Below are 18,062 nucleotides of genomic sequence, written 5' to 3'. Positions count from 1 at the left end.
CCGGGTACGCTGTGGGCGGCCCCTACCGCTCGCTCCGCGAGACCGCCAAGCAGCTGGGAAAACTCCTGCCGAAGGCGCTCTACCAACGCGCGGCCGCGGCCGAGGAATATGCCCGCTCGCTGGTGGTGGGCGGCGGCACGATGTTCGAGGAGATGGGCTTCCACTATGTCGGGCCGGTCGACGGGCACAACCTCGACCACCTGCTGCCGGTCCTGAAGAACGTGCGCGACTCGGATCAGGGTCCGATCCTGCTCCACGTGGTGACGCAGAAGGGCAAGGGCTACGCCCCGGCCGAGGCCAGCGCCGACCGCTATCACGGCGTGGTCAAGTTCGACGTGGTGTCGGGGGTGCAGGCCAAGGCCAAGGCCAACGCCCCGGCCTATACGCGGGTGTTCGGCGAGAGCCTGATCAAGGCGGCCGATGCCGATCCGAAGGTGGTGGCGATCACCGCCGCGATGCCGGGCGGCACCGGCATCGACCTGTTCGGCAAGGCGCATCCCGACCGGACCTTCGATGTCGGCATCGCCGAGCAGCACGCGGTGACCTTCGCCGGCGGCTTGGCGACGGAGGGCTACAAGCCGTTCGTGGCGATCTACTCGACCTTCCTGCAGCGGGCCTACGATCAGGTGGTGCACGACGTGGCCTTGCAGAACCTGCCGGTGCGGTTCTGCCTGGACCGGGCCGGGCTGGTCGGCGCGGATGGGGCGACCCATGCGGGCGCGTTCGATCTGGCCTATCTCTGCTGCCTGCCGAACATGACGGTGATGGCGGCGGCCGACGAGGCGGAGCTGGTGCACATGGTGGCCACCGCCCACGCGCACGATTCCGGCCCGATCGCCCTGCGCTACCCGCGCGGCGAGGGCGTGGGCATCGAGCTGCCGGAGAAGGGCGAGGTTCTGGCGCTGGGCCGGGGCCGGGTGGTGCGCCGGCCCGAGGGGGCGCGGGTGGCGCTGCTGTCGCTCGGCACGCGCCTGTCGGAGGCCTTGAAGGCGGCGGACGCCCTGGAGGCCGAGGGCGTGGCCACGAGCGTGGCGGATGCGCGCTTCGCCAAGCCGCTGGACGCGGAGCTGATCGTGGATCTGGCGATGAGCCACGAGGTTCTGGTGACGGTGGAGGAGGGCTCGGTCGGCGGCTTCGGGGCGATGGTGCTGCACCTGCTCTCCGAGCGGGGCGTTCTGGATGCCGGCCGGGTCCGGGTGCGGACGCTGACGCTGCCGGACCTGTACCAGGACCACGACAAGCCGGAGAAGATGTACGCCGAGGCCGGCCTCGACGCCGAGGGCATCCTCAAGGCCGTCCGGGCCGCTTTGCCGGAGAAGAAGGGCAGCCGGACCGGGCGCCTGCGTCTGGCCTGAGCGGCAGCAGGCGCGGTGCTTGCCGCGCCGCGTCATCGATGAGACAAGCGCCGCGCCGTCAACGCCCGGAATCGGGCGAGCCGACGACGCGGCGTTTCCGTGCGTCTGTTCCGGTCCCGCGACCGGCAGGCGAGAGGAATTTCTAAAATCACGCGAGCGCGATGACAGAGCCGACCCAAAGCGGCCCGTTCCCGGCGGGGCCGGTGCTGATCACCGGTGCCAGCGGCTTCCTCGGAGCCGCCCTGGTCGACGTCTTCCGCGCGGCGGGGTTTTCCGTGCGGATTTCCGTGCGCGCCTCCTCCCCCCGCACCAACCTGACCTGGCCCGATGTCGAGATCGTCGAGGCCGACATGCGCGACCGGGCGGCGGTCGCCAGCGCCATGCGCGGCCAGCGCTACCTCGTCCACGCGGCGGCCGATTACCGGCTCTGGGCGCCGGACATGGAGGAGATCGTCCGCACCAACCGCGACGGCACCCGCATCCTGATGGAGGAGGCGCTGAAGGCCGGCGTCGAGCGGATCGTCTACACATCGAGCGTCGCGACCATCAAGCCGCATGACGACGGCACGCCCGCCGACGAAACCCGGCCGCTGACGCCGGAGACCGCCATCGGCGCCTACAAGCGCAGCAAGGTCGTCGCCGAGCGCGTGGTCGAGGAGATGGTGGCCCGTGACAGGCTGCCGGCGGTGATCGTGAACCCCTCGACGCCGATCGGCCCCCGCGACGTCAAGCCGACGCCGACCGGGCGGATCATCCTCGACGCGGCGCAGGGGAAGATCCCGGCCTTCGTCGATACCGGCCTGAACCTCGCCCATGTCGACGACGTGGCCGCCGGCCACCTGCTCGCCCTGCGCAAGGGCCGGATCGGCGAGCGCTACATCCTCGGCGGCGTGGACGTGATGCTGGCGCAGATGCTCGCCGACATCGCCGGGCTGGTCGGCCGCAAGGCGCCGACGACCCGGCTGCCCTACGCGGTGATCTACCCGATCGCCTTCCTGTCCGAGCAGATCGCGCGGGTGACCGGCAAGGCGCCGCTCGCCACCATCGACGGCGTGCGCATGTCGAAGTACCGGATGTTCTTCTCCGACGCCAAGGCACGGGCCGAACTCGGCTATTCCGCCCGGCCCTATCGCCAGGGCTTGGAGGACGCCATCGCGTGGTTCCGACAGGCGGGGTACATGACATGAGCGCCGGGCTTCAGACCGCGACCGACGCCCGCACGGGCAAGGGCCAGCACGACGAGAATTTTCCGGTTGCCTCGCACCTGATCCATCCGCGTAACCGCGGCGCGATCCTGGCCTTCTACAACTACGTCCGCGCGGGCGACGACGTCGCCGACCACATGGGCCTGTCGCCTGAGCGCAAGATCGAGATGCTCGACGCGCTCGCCGACGCCCTGACCGGCAAGGGTGGCTTCGACCCCTCCGTCGAGCCGCTCAAGCGCGAACTCGCAGCTCACGGGCAGCCGCCGACTCATGCCCTCGAACTGCTCGACGCCTTCCGCATGGACGCGCGCAAGAGCCGCTACGAGAATTGGGACGAGCTGATCCATTATTGCCGCTACTCGGCGATGCCGGTCGGGCGCTTCGTGCTCGACATCCACGGCGAGGATCCGGCCCGGGTCTATCCGACCTCCGACGCGATCTGCGCCGCGCTCCAGGTGCTCAACCACCTCCAGGATTGCGGCAAGGATTTTCGTAACCTCGACCGGGTCTACCTGCCCCTCGACACGATGCGGAAGCACGGCGCCGAGGTGTCGATGCTGGGCGCCGACCGGGCGAGCCCGCAGCTTTTCGCGGTGATCCGGGAGTTGGCCGAGCGCACGCTCACGCTGCTCGACGAGGGAGCGCCGCTGCCGAACCTCATCGACGATACCCGCCTGAGCCTGGAGATCGCCGCGATCCATCGCCTCGCCGTCGTGCTGACGAAGGGGCTGCTGACCCGCGATCCGCTCTCCGAGAAAGTCCACCACGGCAAGGCCGCCTTCGCGCTCACCGCGCTCGGCGGCATCGCCGCCACGCTGGTGCGCCGCCCGTTCCGCTCGCGCGCCCACCGTCACGCCCCCGCCGGAGCCGGCCGATGAGTGCCACCGCCACGCCCCTGCCGGGTGAGACCCCGGAGGCGCCCGCCCTGCCGGCCGCCGGTTCGTCCTTCTACACGGCCATGCGCCTGCTGCCGAAGGAGCGGCGCGAAGCGATGTATGCCGTCTACGCCTTCTGCCGGGCGGTGGACGACGTCGCCGACGACGGCGGCGCCCGCGAGATCCGCGCGGCCGAACTCGACCGCTGGCGGGCCGATATCGACGCGCTCTATGCCGGCCGGCCGCCCGCGCGGGTGAAGCCGCTGGAGGAGCCGATGCGCCGCTTCGGCCTCAAGCGCGAGGATTTCCAAGCCGTCATCGACGGCATGGCGATGGATGCGGAGGAGGATATCGTCGCCCCATCGGAAGCCAAGCTCGATCTCTATTGCGACCGGGTGGCGAGTGCCGTCGGGCGGCTCTCGGTGCGCATCTTCGGGATGCCTGAGGCAGAGGGGATCCGGCTCGCCTGGCACCAGGGCCGGGCGCTGCAGCTTACCAACATCCTGCGCGACATCGACGAGGATGCGGCGCGCGGGCGCCTCTACCTGCCGATGGAGAAGTTCCACCGGATCGGCCTGATGAATCCCACGCCGCAGAGCGCGCTGGCGCATCCGCGCCTCGGCGAGGTCTGCCGGGCGGTCGCGGCGGAGGCGCAGGAGCATTACCGCCAGACCTGGGCGATCATCGCGAAGAGCCCGCGTCGGGCGACCAAGGCGGCGCGCCTGATGGCCGCCGCCTACCGGCTCTACCTCGATGCGGTGGAGAAGCGCGGCTGGGAGGCCCCGCGGGAGCGGGTGAAGCCGGGCAAGCTCTCCCTTCTCCTCGTCGCTCTGCGCCACGGGATCCTGTGATGGCGGGAACGGTTCACGTCGTCGGCGCCGGCCTCGCCGGCCTCTCCGCGGCCGCCTCGCTGGCGGAAGCGGGCAGCCGCGTGGTTCTGCACGAGGCGGCCAAGCAGGCGGGCGGGCGCTGCCGCTCGTATTACGACCCGTCGCTCGGCCTCACCATCGACAACGGCAACCACCTGCTCCTGTCGGGCAACCGCTCGACCCTGGACTTCATGCGGCTGGTGGGCGCGCCGGAAGCCGCCCTGACCGGCCCCGACGAGGCCGTGTTCCACTTCGCGGATCTGAGGACCGGCGAGCGCTGGACCCTGCGCCCGAATGCCGGCCGCCTGCCCTGGTGGGTGCTGCGGGCGGGGCGGCGCGTGCCGGGTACCCGGGCACGCGATTATCTCGCCCCCCTCTCCCTGATGATGGCGGCCTCCGGCAACGCGCCGGGCAAGAGCGGCACCATCGGCGAGCGGATGGCCTGCGAGGGCCCACTCTACGAGCGGCTCTGGCACCCGGTGCTGCTCGCCGCCCTCAACACCGATCCGCGCGAGAGCGATGTCGGGCTGGCCGCCACCATCCTGCGCGAAACCCTGGGAGCGGGTGGGCGCGCCTGCCGTCCGCTGGTGGCGGTCGAGGGCCTCTCCACCGCCTTCGTCGATCCGGCCCTGCGCTATCTCGCCCGCCAGGGCGGGGAAATCCGCTACGGCCGGCGCCTGCGCGCCCTGGGCCTGGGGCCGAACCGGATCGAGCGCCTGGATTTCACCGACGAGTCGCTTCCCGTCGGCCCGGACGATGCCGTGGTGCTGGCCCTGCCATCCTGGGTGACGGCCGACCTGCTGCCCGGCACGCCAGCGCCCCAGGAGTTCCGCTCCATCGTCAACGCGCATTTCGCGGTGCCGCCGCCGGAGGGAGCGCCGCTGCTGCTCGGCGTGATCGGTGGCCTGACCGAGTGGCTGTTCGCCTATCCCGATCGCTTCTCGGTCACCATCAGCGGAGCCGACCACCTCCTCGACGAGGGGCGTGAGGATCTCGCGCGCCGGATCTGGGTTGAGATCGCGGATCTCTACGGGCTTGCACGAGAATTGCCTAGCTGGCAGATCGTCAAGGAAAAGCGGGCGACCTTCGCGGCGACGCCCGCCGAGGCCGCGCGTCGTCCCGGCGCGACGACGCGCTACCGGAATCTGGTTCTGGCCGGTGACTGGACCGAGACGGGCCTGCCCTCGACCATCGAGGGTGCGATCCGTTCCGGCACGAGCGCCGCGCAAGCCCTGTTCCGCACCGGCATGTGCGGACGGGCACAGGCACAGGGAGTCGCTTGAAGGATATGACGACGGCAGCGAGACAGTCGGACGAGGCGAAAGCGATGCGAGAGGCGGCCGTGAGCAAGGTCGAGACGCTGCAGCGTCCCAAGACCCGCGACGTGTCCCTCGACGACGTGGAGCGCGGCGTGCAGAGCGCCGCCCGCGCGCTCACCGACATGACCCAGGCCGACGGCCACATCTGCTTCGAACTCGAAGCGGATGCGACCATCCCCTCCGAATACATCCTGTTCCACCATTTCCGTGGGACCGAGCCGCGGGCTGGGCTGGAAGCCAAGATCGGCAATTACCTGCGCCGGACGCAGTCGAAGGTGCATGGCGGCTGGGCGCTGGTGCATGACGGCCCGTTCGACATGAGCGCGTCGGTGAAGGCCTATTTCGCCCTCAAGATGATCGGTGACGACATCGAGGCGCCGCATATGCGCGCGGTGCGCAAGGCGATCCTGCAGCGGGGCGGCGCGGCCAACGCCAACGTCTTCACCCGCATCCTGCTCGCCCTCTACGGCGAGGTGCCGTGGACGGCGGTGCCGGTGATGCCGGTGGAGGTGATGCACCTGCCGAAATGGTTCCCGTTCCATCTCGACAAGGTGTCCTATTGGGCCCGCTGCACCATGGTGCCGCTGTTCGTGATCCAGGCCAAGAAGCCCCGGGCCAAGAACCCGCGCGGCGTCGGCGTGGCCGAATTGTTCGTGACCCCGCCGGATTCGGTGCGGACCTGGCCGGGCTCCCCCCACGCCACCTGGCCGTGGACGCCGATCTTCGGCGCCATCGACCGCGTGCTGCAGAAGACGCAGGACCACTTCCCGAAGGTGCCGCGCCAGCGCGCCATCGATAAGGCGGTCGCCTGGGTGTCCGAGCGCCTGAACGGCGAGGACGGTCTCGGCGCCATCTTTCCGTCGATGGTCAATTCCGTGCTGATGTACGAGGTGCTGGGCTATCCGCCAGACCATCCGCAGGTGAAGATCGCACTGGAGGCGATCGAGAAGCTCGTCGCCGAGAAGGACGACGAGGCCTATGTCCAGCCCTGCCTGTCGCCGGTCTGGGACACGGCGCTGACCAGCCACGCCATGCTGGAGGTGGGCGGCACCCAGGCCGAGGCCAATGCCCGCGCCGGGCTCGATTGGCTCAAGCCGCTGCAGATCCTCGACATCAAGGGCGACTGGGCCGAGACCAAGCCGAATGTGCGGCCCGGCGGCTGGGCCTTCCAATACGCCAACCCGCATTATCCCGACCTCGACGACACCGCCGTGGTGGTGATGGCGATGGACCGCGCCCAGCGCCAGCACGGGCTGGTGAGCGGGATGCCCGATTACTCGACCTCCATCGCCCGCGCCCGTGAATGGGTCGAGGGGCTGCAGAGCGCCGATGGCGGCTGGGCGGCGTTCGACGCCGACAACAACCATCACTACCTCAACCACATCCCGTTCTCGGATCACGGGGCGCTGCTGGACCCGCCGACCGCGGACGTGACCGCCCGCGTGGTCTCGATGCTGGCGCAGCTCGGCGAGACCCGCGAGACCAGCCGGGCGCTCGATCGCGGCGTGACCTACCTGCTCAACGACCAGGAGAAGGACGGGAGCTGGTACGGCCGCTGGGGCATGAACTTCATCTACGGCACGTGGTCGGTGCTGTGCGCGCTGAACGCGGCGGGCGTCGATCCGCAATCGCCGGAAATCCGCAAGGCGGTGGCGTGGCTGATCCGCATCCAGAACCCGGATGGCGGCTGGGGCGAGGACGCGTCCTCCTACAAGCTCAACCCCGAGTTCGAGCCGGGCTATTCGACCGCCTCGCAGACGGCTTGGGCGCTGCTCGCCCTCATGGCGGTGGGCGAGGTGGACGATCCGGCGGTCGCCCGCGGCGTCAACTACCTGATGCGCACGCAAGGCGCCGACGGGCTGTGGAACGAGGAGCGCTACACCGCGACCGGTTTCCCGCGGGTATTCTACCTGCGCTATCACGGCTACCCGAAGTTCTTCCCGCTCTGGGCCATGGCCCGCTTCCGCAACCTGAAGCGGGGCAACAGCCGGCAGGTGCAGTTCGGAATGTAAGTTGACGGGATCTGATCCCGGATCAGCAATCGACGGCGCGGGGCATCCCGCGCCGTTTTCGTTTGTGATGCGGCGCCGGGCGGGGGAACCCTGCTTCGCCAAGCCTTCTTCGACACGAGCCCGCGAGGCGGCCCTTGATCCCCTGGGAACATCTCGACACCGCCCCCATCCCCGGCGAGGCGGGCAGCCTGCGCCTGATGCGCCGGGGCCATGAATTCTCGATCCAGCTCGACCGCAACGAGTTGATGAACAGCCGCCTCAGCGGGTCCGAGGAGGCCCTGGCGCAGTTATCCGCCGAACGGGTCCGGGCGGTGAAGGCTCCGCATGTGCTGATCGGCGGCTACGGCATGGGCTTCACCCTGCGCGCGGCCCTTGCCTGCCTGCCGGCGACGGCGCGGGTGACGGTGGCCGAGATCGTGCCGGCGGTGCTGACCTGGGCGCGGGGACCGATGGCGGAACTGACCGGTGAAAGCCTTGCCGACGCCCGCGTCACGATCCGTGAAGCCGATGTGGTCGCGGTGATCCGTGAGCGGCCGGCGGCCTGGGATGCGATCCTGCTCGACGTCGATAACGGCCCGGACGGTCTCACCCGTGGCGCCAACGACCGACTCTACGACGCCGCCGGCCTCGGCGCGGCCCGCGCGGCCCTGCGGCCGGGCGGCGTGCTGGCGGTCTGGTCGGCCCATCCCGATGCCGCCTTCACGCGACGGCTCGGACAAGCGGGGTTTGCCGTCGAGGAAATCGCCACGCGGGCGCGGGGCAAGCGCGGGGCGCGGCACGTGATCTGGCTGGCCGGGCGACGCTAAAAGCGGGATGCGGGCCGCGCATCCTCCCTCTCCCCTCCGCGGGAGAGGGTGGCCCCCAGGAGGGGGTCGGATGAGGGGAGCGCGGCTTCCGGAAAGTTCGGAGCCGACCCCTCTCCCGCCTCGCCTCCGCGAGGCACCCCTCCCCCCACCCAAATCGGGCCTGCCTGATTTGGGCATACGGTTGCGGATCTTGGGCAAGCCCAAGATCCGTTGGGGAGAGGGTTCAGGAGCCTCACGCCCCCCGGCGGGCCATCAATTGCTCGATCAGCGTCGCGCCGGTCTCCAGCGCGGAGAGTTCTTCCGCCACCGTCGTGACGGTCTGCGCGATCTGCTCCGGCGTGTGCTCGGAGGTCATGAAGAAGCGCAGACGCGAGGAGCGCTCCGGCACCGCCGGGTGGATGATCGGCTGCACATTGATGCCGCGCTTGAACAGGCGGTCCGAGAGCGTCACGGCCTTGAGCGAGTCGCCGATGATGATCGGGATCACCGCGAGCCCGAGGCTCGCGCCGGTATTGAGGCCGTGCTTCTTGGCGAGCGCCAGGAATTGGTGCCCGTTGCGGCGCAGGCGCTCCACCCGCTCCGGCTCGGCCTGCATCACCGAGAGCGCGGCCTCGGCGGCGGCGGCGAGCGGCGGCGACATGCCGACGCTGTAGACGAAGCCGCCGGCGGTGCATTTCAGGTACTCGACCAGCACCGAGGGGCCGCAGATATAGCCGCCGCAGGACGAGAGCGTCTTCGAGAGCGTGCCCATCCAGATGTCGACATCGGCGGCATCGACGCCGCAATGCTCGTGCAGGCCAGCACCGGTGCGGCCGAGGACGCCGAGGCCGTGGGCGTCGTCCACCATCAGCCAGCAATCGTAGCGGCGCTTCAGCTCGACGAAGGCGGCGAGGTCCGGCGCATCGCCGTCCATGCTGTAGAGGCCCTCGATCACGATCAGCGCCCGGCGATGCTCGTGGCGGGTCGCTTCGAGCAGCTTCTCGAGGGAGGCCGGGTCGTTATGGGCGAAGGAGCGGCGCTGGGCGCCGGAAAGTTGAGCTCCGGTGACCACGCTGTTGTGGATCAGCGCGTCGTGGAAAATCACGTCCGGCGCCTCCAGCATGGCGCCGATGGCGGTGACGTTGGTGGCGTGGCCGCTCACCATGATCACGCAGGCTTCCGTACCGTAATGCTCGGCGAGCGCCCGCTCCAGCTTGAGATGGCCGGGCCGTTCGCCCGCCACGATCCGGCTCGCCGAGGCCGAGGTGCCAAAGGTCTCGATCGCCTTGCGCGCCGCTCCGCTCACGGCCGGGTGACCGTTGAGGCCGAGATAGTCGTAGGACGAGTAGTTGGAGAAGGCTTGGCCGTCGATGCGCGTAGTGGCGGCGGCACGGGTCTCGTGCACCCGGAAGAACGGGTTGCCGAGGCCGATCAGGTCGGCGGCCGAGCGCTGCAGGCGCAGCTCCCGGTAGCCGGTCAGCTTCTCGAAATCCTGGATCGAATCCTCGGCCGGCGCCTTGCGTTCGGCGGCGGCCGGACCGGGCCGAGCGTTGGCGCGGCCGAGCCGGTTGGTGACGAAACTCGCGAGCGCGGCCCTGCCGTCCTGCGGGCGTGACGGCTGGGTCATGGCAGAATCTCTTTGATGTCCGAGACGTTCTTCTCGACGAGTTCGTTGAACGGCACCAGCGTCGCCGCATCGAGATCGCCGACATGCTTGGTGGCGAGGCTCAGGGTGACGCCCGCCGCCTCGTCCACCGGGGTCGCCACCGCCTGGATCAGCGTCTCGGTCAGCTCGTTGACGGTCAGGCCCGAGGAGATGCCGGCCGGCGGCGCGTCGAGGGCGAAGCGCTCCTGCAGGCTCGCGCCGAGTTCCACGCCCATCAGCGAATCGAGGCCGATCTCCGAGAGCTGGCGCACGCGGCTGATGTCGTCCTTCGGCAGGCGCAGGATGCGGGCGATGTCCTCGACGATGGCGTCGGCCACGGTCTTGCGGACCTCGTCGATTTCCTGCGTCCGCAGCAGGGCGCCGATATGGATGGCGGCCACGGTCCCGGATTCGGCCTGCTGATCGCCGCCGAGGCTGGCGTAGCTCGGCGAGCGCAGGGTGCTGAGCCGCTCGCGCGCCTTGCCCCAATGCATCGCGGCGATGGCGATGACGCCCTCGTCGCTGGCCGCGCCCTGGCCTTCCAGTGCCTCGGCCATCAGGTCGAGGCAGAGGCGGGCCTCCATCGGGGTCACGCCGACGCGGGAGGCCAGCGTGTCCATCACCGCCTTGTTGCGGGCGAGCACGCCGACATCGCCGATGGCGCCCCAGGCGACCGCGAGCGCCGGCAGGCCGAGGCGGCGGCGCTGGCGGGCCAGCCCTTCCATGAAGCCGTTGGCGGCGACGTAGGAGCCCTGGCCGGGATTGCCGATGAAGGTCGTGGCCGAGGAGAACAGCACGAAGTAATCGAGCTTGCGCCCACGGGTGGCGGCATCGAGATGCTGGGCGCCGATCACCTTCGGCGCGATCACGGCACTCAGCGTTTCGGGTTCGATCGCCGAGATCAGCCCGTCCTGCAGCACCATGGCGCCGTGGATCACACCCGCGAGCTTGTCGCCCCGGGCCTCGATGCCCTCGATCAGGGCCTCGACCGCCCGGCGGCTGGTGATGTCGCAGGCCTTGGTCTCGACGCTGACGCCCTTGGCCGAGAGTTCGGCGATGAGGGCGCGGCCCTCCTCGTTCGGCTTGCCCGAGCGGCCGACCAGCAGAATGCGGCGGGCGCCGCGATCCGCGAGCCAGCGGGCCGCTTCGACGCCGAAGCCGCCGAGGCCGCCGGTGACGAGGTGGACGTTCCGCTCCGAGACGGTGAAGGGCACGCGCCGCACCCGCGCGACGCTGCCGGGAGCCGGCGGCGTGACGACGATCTTCCCCACATGCCCCGATTGCTGCATCAGCCGGAACGCGTCCGAGGTCTCGTCGGCGGCGAACGGCTGGTAGGGCAGAGGACGTAAGCCCCCTTCCGCGAACAGGGCCATCACCTCGCGGAACATCCGCGCCCCGTCCTCGCCCTGGTGCTGCAGCACCTGATCGAGATCGACACCGAAATAGGACAGGTTCCGGCGGAACGGCCTGAGGCCGATATGGGTGTTGGCGACGTAGTCGCGCTTGCCCAGCTCCACGAAGCGCCCGAACGGCCGCAGGCAGTTCAGCGAGCGCTCCATCATCTCGCCGAACAGCGAGTTGAGCACCACGTCGACGCCGTCCCCGGTGATGCGGCGGACATCGTCCACGAAGGCCAGCGAGCGGGAATCGAGCACGTGCTCGGCCCCGAGCGCGGCCACCAGCGCCCGCTTCTCCCGCGAGCCGGCGGTGGCGATGACGCGGGCGCCCTTCCACTTGGCGATCTGGAGCGCGGCGAGGCCGACGCCGCCGGCGCCGCCATGCACCAGCAGCCACTCGCCCTTGCGCAGGCGGGCGCAGGTGCAGAGCGCGTAATAGGCGGTGAGGAAGGCGACCGGCACCGTGGCGGCGGCGGCCGGGTCGAGGCCTTCCGGCATCGGCGCCACGACCATTTCCGGGACAACCACGTGGGTGGCGAAGCCCGACTGGGCGAAGGCGACGACGGAATCGCCGACCGCGACATCGACCACGCCCGCGCCGATGGCGGTGACGCGGCCGGAGACTTCGAGGCCGAGGCGCGGACCGGCGAAGCCGTCCTCCAGGATTTCCTCCGGGAGCATCGACAGCGCCCAGAGCACGTCGCGGAAATTCAGGCCGGTGGCCGCGACCGCGATCTCGACCTCGCCGGGACCGGGGGCGGCGCGCTCGGCCGGGCCCCAGACCATCTCGTTGAGGCCGCCGGTATTGGAGCGCTCCAGCCGGGCGGCGGGGGCCGCCTCGCCGTCCACGCGGATGGCGCGGCCGGGATGGAAGCGCACCACCCGGGTGGCGTCGGCATCGAGCACGATCTCGGTCTCGTCGGTGCCCGACAGGATCAGCGCGCGCAGGCGCTCGGCGGCATCCTTCGAGGACAGGGCCGGCGACAGGTCGATCCGGCGGACATCGAGATTGGCCGCCTCGTTGGCGAGCGTCCGGCTGAAGGCCCAGACGCCGGCCTCGACCGCCGCCGGCTCGCCGCCGGCATCGCGGGTGGCGCCGGGGGCGACCACCCAGAGGCGGGTCTGGCGGCCGCCGAGATGCTCGGCGCAGCGCTTGAGGCTGAGGCAACGGTCGCGCAGACGCGCGGCCGCCTCGCCCTCTCCGACGAAGGCGCCGGCGAGGAACACCACGGTGTCGGGGGTCTCGCGCTCCAGTTCCAGCAGCGACTGCTCGGAATCGAGGATGATCGAGACATGGACGCCGCTCGCCACCAGCAGGGTCGCCAGCGAGGAGGCGGTTTCGGCGCCGAAATCGTCGTCGGAGCCGACCACGAAGGCGAAGCTCTGGCCGTGGCCGACCGCCGGCCGGGTCGGGGCCTCGGCGACGAGGAGCAGGTCGTCGCCGTTGACGGAGGCGGCCCGGTCGGCGGAGACGCGCACGAGGCCGGAGGCGCTCAGGCGACGCTGCCAGCCGGCCACATCGTCGAGACGGGAGACCGGCATGCCGGCGACCGCCTCCTCGAACCAGCCGGGCTCGAGGCCGAAGACGAGGTCGCGGAACAGCGAGGCGCCGGGCTCGACCGCTACCAGCAGGCCGCCGGAGGCGAGGGCCGAGGCGAGCTGGCCCGGTAGGGCCTTGTCGGCCCGGTGCAGCACGTCGCTCGCCAGAACGAGGTCGAAGGCACCGGCGGGCAGGCTGTCGGCGGCTTCGGCGACGGTGACGGAGCCGGGCAGGCCGAGGCGGGCGCGCTCGGCGAGGCGACGGTCGGTTTCCAGCACGGTCAGCCGGGCATCGGCCTCGCGGGCGAAGGCGGCGATCCGGGCCGAGAGCGGGCCGAAGCCGACCTGGAGGATGCGCAGGGCGCGGTCCCCCGGCAGGCGCCCGCGGGCTTCCGCGACGATCCGCGCCACCACGTCGGCGGCGGCGCGGGCCGTGGCACCGCGCAGGTGGAAGGCATCGAGGGCGGCCGGCGACAGGGTGGCGGCCGGCGCCTCGCCCACCACGATCCGCCCGACCAGGGCGGTGGTGTCGGCGAGCAGCACCAGTTCGGCGGCCAGTTCCGGATGGTCGGCCGCGATCCAGCGCATGGTCTCCTCGGGCGCCGGCAGGGTCACGTCCCGGCGCAGGCGCCAGGTGCGGCCCTCCAGCGAGGCGAGCCCGCTGCTTTCGAGAGCATACAGGGCGTTGGTCGCCCAAGCGTGCAGCGTCTCGGGCAGGCGGCCGTCGAGGACGACCTTCCCCTTCTCGGACAGCCCCTCGGCCAGCCGATAGGCCAAAGCCGTCGCCCAGCCCTCCAGCAGCAGGTGGCCCGGCCCCAGCTCGGCCTCGTCCGGCGCGGTCGCAGCGGTGAGGCTCGGGCGCAGGCGCTCGGCCACGCTCGGGCGGCGCTCCAGCGGCAGGGCGGTCGGCTCGGTGGCGCGCTCGACCCCTTGCGTGATGGCGTAGGCGTCGAGGTCGCTGCCGCCCTTGGCACGCAGGGCCTGGAAACGGCCCTCGCGGATCGTGGCGATCACCTCGCCCTCGGCATCGAGGAGGGTGAAGTCGGCCAGGATCGAGCGCTCGTTGCAGCGCCGGGTGCGGATCTCGGCCCTGGCGATGCCGGCACCGGGGCGCAGCAGGCGCACCTCGCCGAAGCGCACCGGCACATAGGCCTTGGTCGAGCCCTCGCCCATCAGCTCGGCGAAGAGCAGGATCAGGCCGTGGAAGCAGGAATCCAGGCGCGCGGGCACGAGGCCGTAGCGGGCATCGGCCTCGGCCGGAACCAGTTCGGAGACGATGGTGGTCTCGTCGATGCGGGCGGAGGCGGCGACCTGCCGGAAGCTCGCGCCGAATCCGAGGCCGGAGGCCAGCGCCCGGCGATACAGGCTCTCCCCGGTGACCGCGTGATCGGCGGGCAGCACGAGATCGCGGCGGGCGGGCTTGGGGAAGTCGCCCTCGATGATCTTGGCCGAGGCATGAAGCTGCCACGGCGTCGGGGTCAGGCGCGGGCGGCTGAGGATCTGGATCTGATTGCCGGAGCCGGACAGGCGGACCAGCACCTCGCGCAGGGAGTCCTCGGCGAAGACCATCGGCGAGAGGATCTCGACATCGGCGAGCGTGACGCTCTCCTCGCGCAGGGCTTGGCGGGCCACCTGCAACGCCATCTCGACGAAGGCAGCACCCGGCAGGATCACCTGCCCGTCGATACGGTGGTCGTCGAGTTCGGGCACCAGGGCGGCGTCGAGATGGCCGTGCCATTCGAGCCCGTCGGGCGAGAGCCGTGTTCCGACCAGCGGGTGGTAGGGCCGGGGCGCGGCGCCCGCTCCCTCGGTCGTCTCGGCGAGGCGGAACGGCCGGCGCTGCCAGGGATAGAGCGGCAGGGCGATCGGGCCCGCCGGATCGGTGCCGAACAGGCGCGCCTCGTCCACGGCGGCGCCGGCGACCAGGGCGGCGGCGACCGCCTTGGCGATCGGATCGCCACCCACCGGCTTGCGGTGCAGCACGCCGACCGAGGCGACCTCGATGCCCAGCGGCTCGATGGCGTCGCCGATATGCGGCAGCAGGGTCGCGCGCGGGCCGACCTCGACGAAGACGCGGGCGCCCTGGCGGGTCGCCTCCTGCAAAGCCTCGCAGAAGCGCACCGGCTCGCGGATGTTGCGCCACCAATAGCCGGCCCCGAACTCCGCGCCGGGCAGCACGGTCCCGGTCACGGTCGAGACCATGGCGGTGTGGCCGGCGGCGGCCTTCAGGCCGCCGAGGTCGCGCAGCAGCGGACGCTCGGTCGGGTCCATCAGCCGGCCGTGGAAGGGATATTCGAGGTCGAGTTTGCGCCCGCGGCGGCGCTTGCGGGCCAGCGCCTTCATGGCGGATTCGATATCCGCCTCGGGGCCGGCGACCGTGATGGCCTTGGGGCTGTTATAGGCGGCGACGTCGAGGGTCGGGTAGTCGGCGAGGAACGCCTCCATCTCCTCGACCGGCCCGAGCAGTACCGCCATGGTGCCGAAGCCGCGTGTCGTCTCCTGATGCTTGCTGCGGTAGAAGATGACCCGGACCGCCTGATCCAGGCTCAGGATGCCGGCGGCTTCCGCGGCGGCGATCTCGCCGACGCTGTGGCCGAGCACGTAGCGCGGCGCGAGGCCCTTGGCGCGCAGGGCCACGGTCGAGGCGCTCTGGATCGCGAAGATCAGCGGCTGCGAGACCCGGGTGAGGGAGAGGCGCGCGTCGAGATCCTCGGCGAACATCGCCTCCTTCAGCGACCAGCCGGAAAGTTTCTCGAACAGGCGATCGACCTCGTCGAAGCGGGCGCGGAAGGATGCGCTCTGCTCATAGGCCTCGCGGCCCATGCAGACCCACTGGCTGCCATTGCCGGAATAGACGAAGGCGACCTCGGCATTGCGCTCGACGGCGGTGCCGACGATGGCGGCCTCGCTCTCCTCGCCCTCGGCCAGCGCCCGCAGGGCGGCCGGAACGTCGGTGGCGGGGCCGATCGGCAGGGCGAGGCGGGTCGACAGGCGCTCGCGGCGATGGAACGCCGCCGCTGCGACGCGTCCGGCCTCCTCGGGCGAGGCGTGCTCGAAGCGCTCGGCGTAATCGAGGGCGAGGTCGTTCAGGGCCGCGCGGCTCTGGGCGGAGAGCAGCAGGATCTCCGGCGCGGGGCCGGCCTCGGCCTTGGCCGTGACGGGAGCGGGGTCGGTCAGGACGACGTGGGCGTTGGTGCCGCCGAAGCCGAAGGAGTTCACGCCCGCGAAGCGCTCGGTGGTGCCGCGGCTGAGCGCCAGCGGCGTCCGGGTGACGGCGAGCTTCAGCGACTCGAACGGGATATCGGGATTGAGCTCGGCCGCGTGCAGCGAGGGCGGCAGCAGGTCGTGCTCCAGGGCGAGGCTGGCCTTCAGCAGGCCGGCCAGACCCGAGACCGGCTCGGTGTGGCCGATATTGGTCTTGATCGAACCGATCGGCAGCGGCGCCCGCCGCGGCTTGCCGAGCTTGCCGCCGATGGCGCCGGCCTCGATCGGGTCGCCAACCGGCGTGCCGGTGCCGTGCGCCTCGACGAAGGCGATCGAGTCGAGGTCGATCTCGGCGTCGCGGTAGACCTGCTCCAGCAGCGCGCCCTGGGCATGGCCGGAGGGCAGCGAGATGCCGGTGGTGCGCCCGTCCGAATTGACGCCGCTCGCCGCGATCACGCCGCGCACTGCCCGGCCGCTGCGGGCGGCGGCCTCGGTGGATTGCAGGATCAGGACGACGCCGCCCTCGGCGCGCACATAGCCGTCGGCGCTGGCCGAGAAAGCCTGGCACAGGCCGGTGCGCGAGAGCATCTGCGCGTTGGAGAACGAGATGAAGTTGAACGGGCTCGCCAGGATGTTGGCGCCGGCCACCACGGCGGTGTCGACCTGACCCGCCTCGATCGCCGCGATCGCCGCGTTGAGCGCGACCAGCGAGGAGGAGCAGGCCGTGTCGAGGGTGAAGCTCGGACCCTTGAGGTCGTAGATGTAGGAGATGCGGTTCGAGATGATCGAGAGCGTGTTGCCGGTGGCGGCATAGGCGTCGCCCGACGAGGGGTCGAGGATGCGCAGGTTGCCGTAATCGAGCGCCGAGGCGCCGACGAACACGCCGATATGGCTGCCCGCCACCGCCGACGGACGCAGGCCGGCATCCTCGAACGCCTCCCAGGTCAGCTCCAACAGCATGCGCTGCTGCGGGTCCATCTGCTCCGCCTCACGGGGCGAGATGCCGAACACGCCCGGATCGAACGACCAGATGTCGTCGAGGACACCGGCGGCCCAGGTATAGCTCTTGCCCCGCTCCTGCGCCCGCGGATGGCCATAGGCCGGCAGCGACCAGCGATCCTCGGGGATGCGCGAGACGGCGCAGCGCGCCTCGGTCAGGAGCTGCCACAGCCCCTCGACGTTCGGAGCCCCGGGCAGGCGGCAGGCGCGGCCGACGATCGCGATGTCTTTGCGGTGAGTCACGTCGATCCGTTTACGCTCGTGAAGCAGGGACCGGTTTTCGGCCGGTGAGGGCGCAGGCGCCGTCACCCCGAATGCCCCGCAAGCCATCCGCTGTGCCGCCAGACCCGAGAACGGGTGGCCGGCGGCCGGAGGAGTTAAGAGGCATTCTTAGTATGGCCGTCAGGACCGTCCAACCCGCTTGGCTGCGACCTCTCCCTTAATCCTGAGAGATTGGGAGATTGTGTGGCACGTATTCATCAGTGAATCGTTGACGGCTCGAAAACGGCGAAGTGATCGAGCCAGCAGACATTGGATGGAGTTGGTGAAACAGAGTGATCAATTGCCGTAATTTCGCCGCGGGTGCGGCGAAGATTTTCATGAAGATTGAAGGTGGCTTTGGCGCCTGCCTTCAATGCCTTGAAGAGATCACTCTCGGCCGGAGTGATCGGTTGGCAGCGTGTTCAAGTTTTCGTTGAATGTCACGCCAGATGAAGAGGTGATCCTTTTCCCGGCCGCCGACCTCGCTGCGATGCATTGTCCGCCGAGGGTTCGGCCGCGCGCGGCGATCATGCAATTCCGACGCCGGAATACGCGAAGCCATGCTTTTCAGCTTCCGCGGGCGAGTAGACGTTGCGG

Annotated in this window: 9 protein-coding genes; 7 read left to right on the top strand and 2 right to left on the bottom strand. The window is 70.6% G+C overall.

The window, feature by feature from the left end; translation table 11 throughout:
* The 7 genes from dxs to MZTS_RS22360 form a co-directional block, all read left to right on the top strand.
* A partial coding sequence (dxs, locus tag MZTS_RS22390; RefSeq protein WP_192285468.1) for a 1-deoxy-D-xylulose-5-phosphate synthase occupies positions 1-1,355 on the top strand: 1,355 nt, incomplete at its 5' end.
* A gap of 161 nt (positions 1,356-1,516) precedes the next feature.
* Complete coding sequence (hpnA, locus tag MZTS_RS22385; RefSeq protein ID WP_192285467.1) at positions 1,517-2,542, top strand: hopanoid-associated sugar epimerase; 1,026 nt, start codon at positions 1,517-1,519, stop codon at positions 2,540-2,542.
* Positions 2,539-3,438 carry a squalene synthase HpnC gene (gene hpnC / locus MZTS_RS22380; RefSeq protein ID WP_192285466.1) on the top strand — a complete coding sequence of 300 codons (900 nt, stop codon included), beginning with the start codon at positions 2,539-2,541 and terminating at the stop codon, positions 3,436-3,438. Before hpnA ends, hpnC begins: the two co-directional genes overlap by 4 nt.
* Positions 3,435-4,286: a presqualene diphosphate synthase HpnD gene (hpnD, locus tag MZTS_RS22375; RefSeq protein ID WP_192285465.1), complete on the top strand. Its 852-nt coding sequence runs from the start codon at positions 3,435-3,437 to the stop codon at positions 4,284-4,286. Before hpnC ends, hpnD begins: the two co-directional genes overlap by 4 nt.
* Entirely contained in the window at positions 4,286-5,587 is a 1,302-nt protein-coding gene (hpnE, locus tag MZTS_RS22370; RefSeq protein ID WP_192285464.1) for a hydroxysqualene dehydroxylase HpnE, read from the top strand. Before hpnD ends, hpnE begins: the two co-directional genes overlap by 1 nt.
* 44 nt (positions 5,588-5,631) lie before the next feature.
* A complete protein-coding gene (gene shc / locus MZTS_RS22365; protein WP_009866405.1) occupies positions 5,632-7,635 on the top strand; it encodes a squalene--hopene cyclase in 2,004 nt (667 codons plus the stop codon).
* A 134-nt stretch (positions 7,636-7,769) separates the two neighbouring features.
* Entirely contained in the window at positions 7,770-8,441 is a 672-nt protein-coding gene (locus MZTS_RS22360; RefSeq protein WP_192285463.1) for a spermidine synthase family protein, read from the top strand.
* A gap of 232 nt (positions 8,442-8,673) precedes the next feature.
* Here the strand turns inward: MZTS_RS22360 and MZTS_RS22355 are convergent, their stop codons facing one another.
* Positions 8,674-10,047 (bottom strand): aminotransferase class I/II-fold pyridoxal phosphate-dependent enzyme, encoded by a 1,374-nt coding sequence (locus MZTS_RS22355; RefSeq protein WP_192285462.1) that lies wholly within the window; start codon positions 10,045-10,047, stop codon positions 8,674-8,676.
* Entirely contained in the window at positions 10,044-17,447 is a 7,404-nt protein-coding gene (locus tag MZTS_RS22350; protein ID WP_192285461.1) for a type I polyketide synthase, read from the bottom strand. Before MZTS_RS22350 ends, MZTS_RS22355 begins: the two co-directional genes overlap by 4 nt.
* Positions 17,448-18,062: the final 615 nt, after the last annotated feature.

It is taken from the genome of Methylorubrum zatmanii (assembly GCF_014845115.1).
Taxonomy (GTDB): Bacteria; Pseudomonadota; Alphaproteobacteria; order Rhizobiales; family Beijerinckiaceae; genus Methylobacterium; species Methylobacterium zatmanii.
Note: the sequence above shows the minus strand (reverse complement) of the source record. Positions and strands in the feature narration are given on the sequence as shown.

Bases quoted from the DNA above. Each gene is read 5' to 3' on its own strand.
- hpnA (WP_192285467.1), top strand. From the start codon at position 1,517: ATGACAGAGCCGACCCAAAGCGGCCCGTTCCCGGCGGGGCCGGTGCTG.
- shc (WP_009866405.1), top strand. From the start codon at position 5,632: ATGCGAGAGGCGGCCGTGAGCAAGGTCGAGACGCTGCAGCGTCCCAAG.
- hpnE (WP_192285464.1), top strand. From the start codon at position 4,286: ATGGCGGGAACGGTTCACGTCGTCGGCGCCGGCCTCGCCGGCCTCTCC.
- hpnC (WP_192285466.1), top strand. From the start codon at position 2,539: ATGAGCGCCGGGCTTCAGACCGCGACCGACGCCCGCACGGGCAAGGGC.
- hpnD (WP_192285465.1), top strand. From the start codon at position 3,435: ATGAGTGCCACCGCCACGCCCCTGCCGGGTGAGACCCCGGAGGCGCCC.
- MZTS_RS22355 (WP_192285462.1), bottom strand. From the start codon at position 10,047: ATGACCCAGCCGTCACGCCCGCAGGACGGCAGGGCCGCGCTCGCGAGT.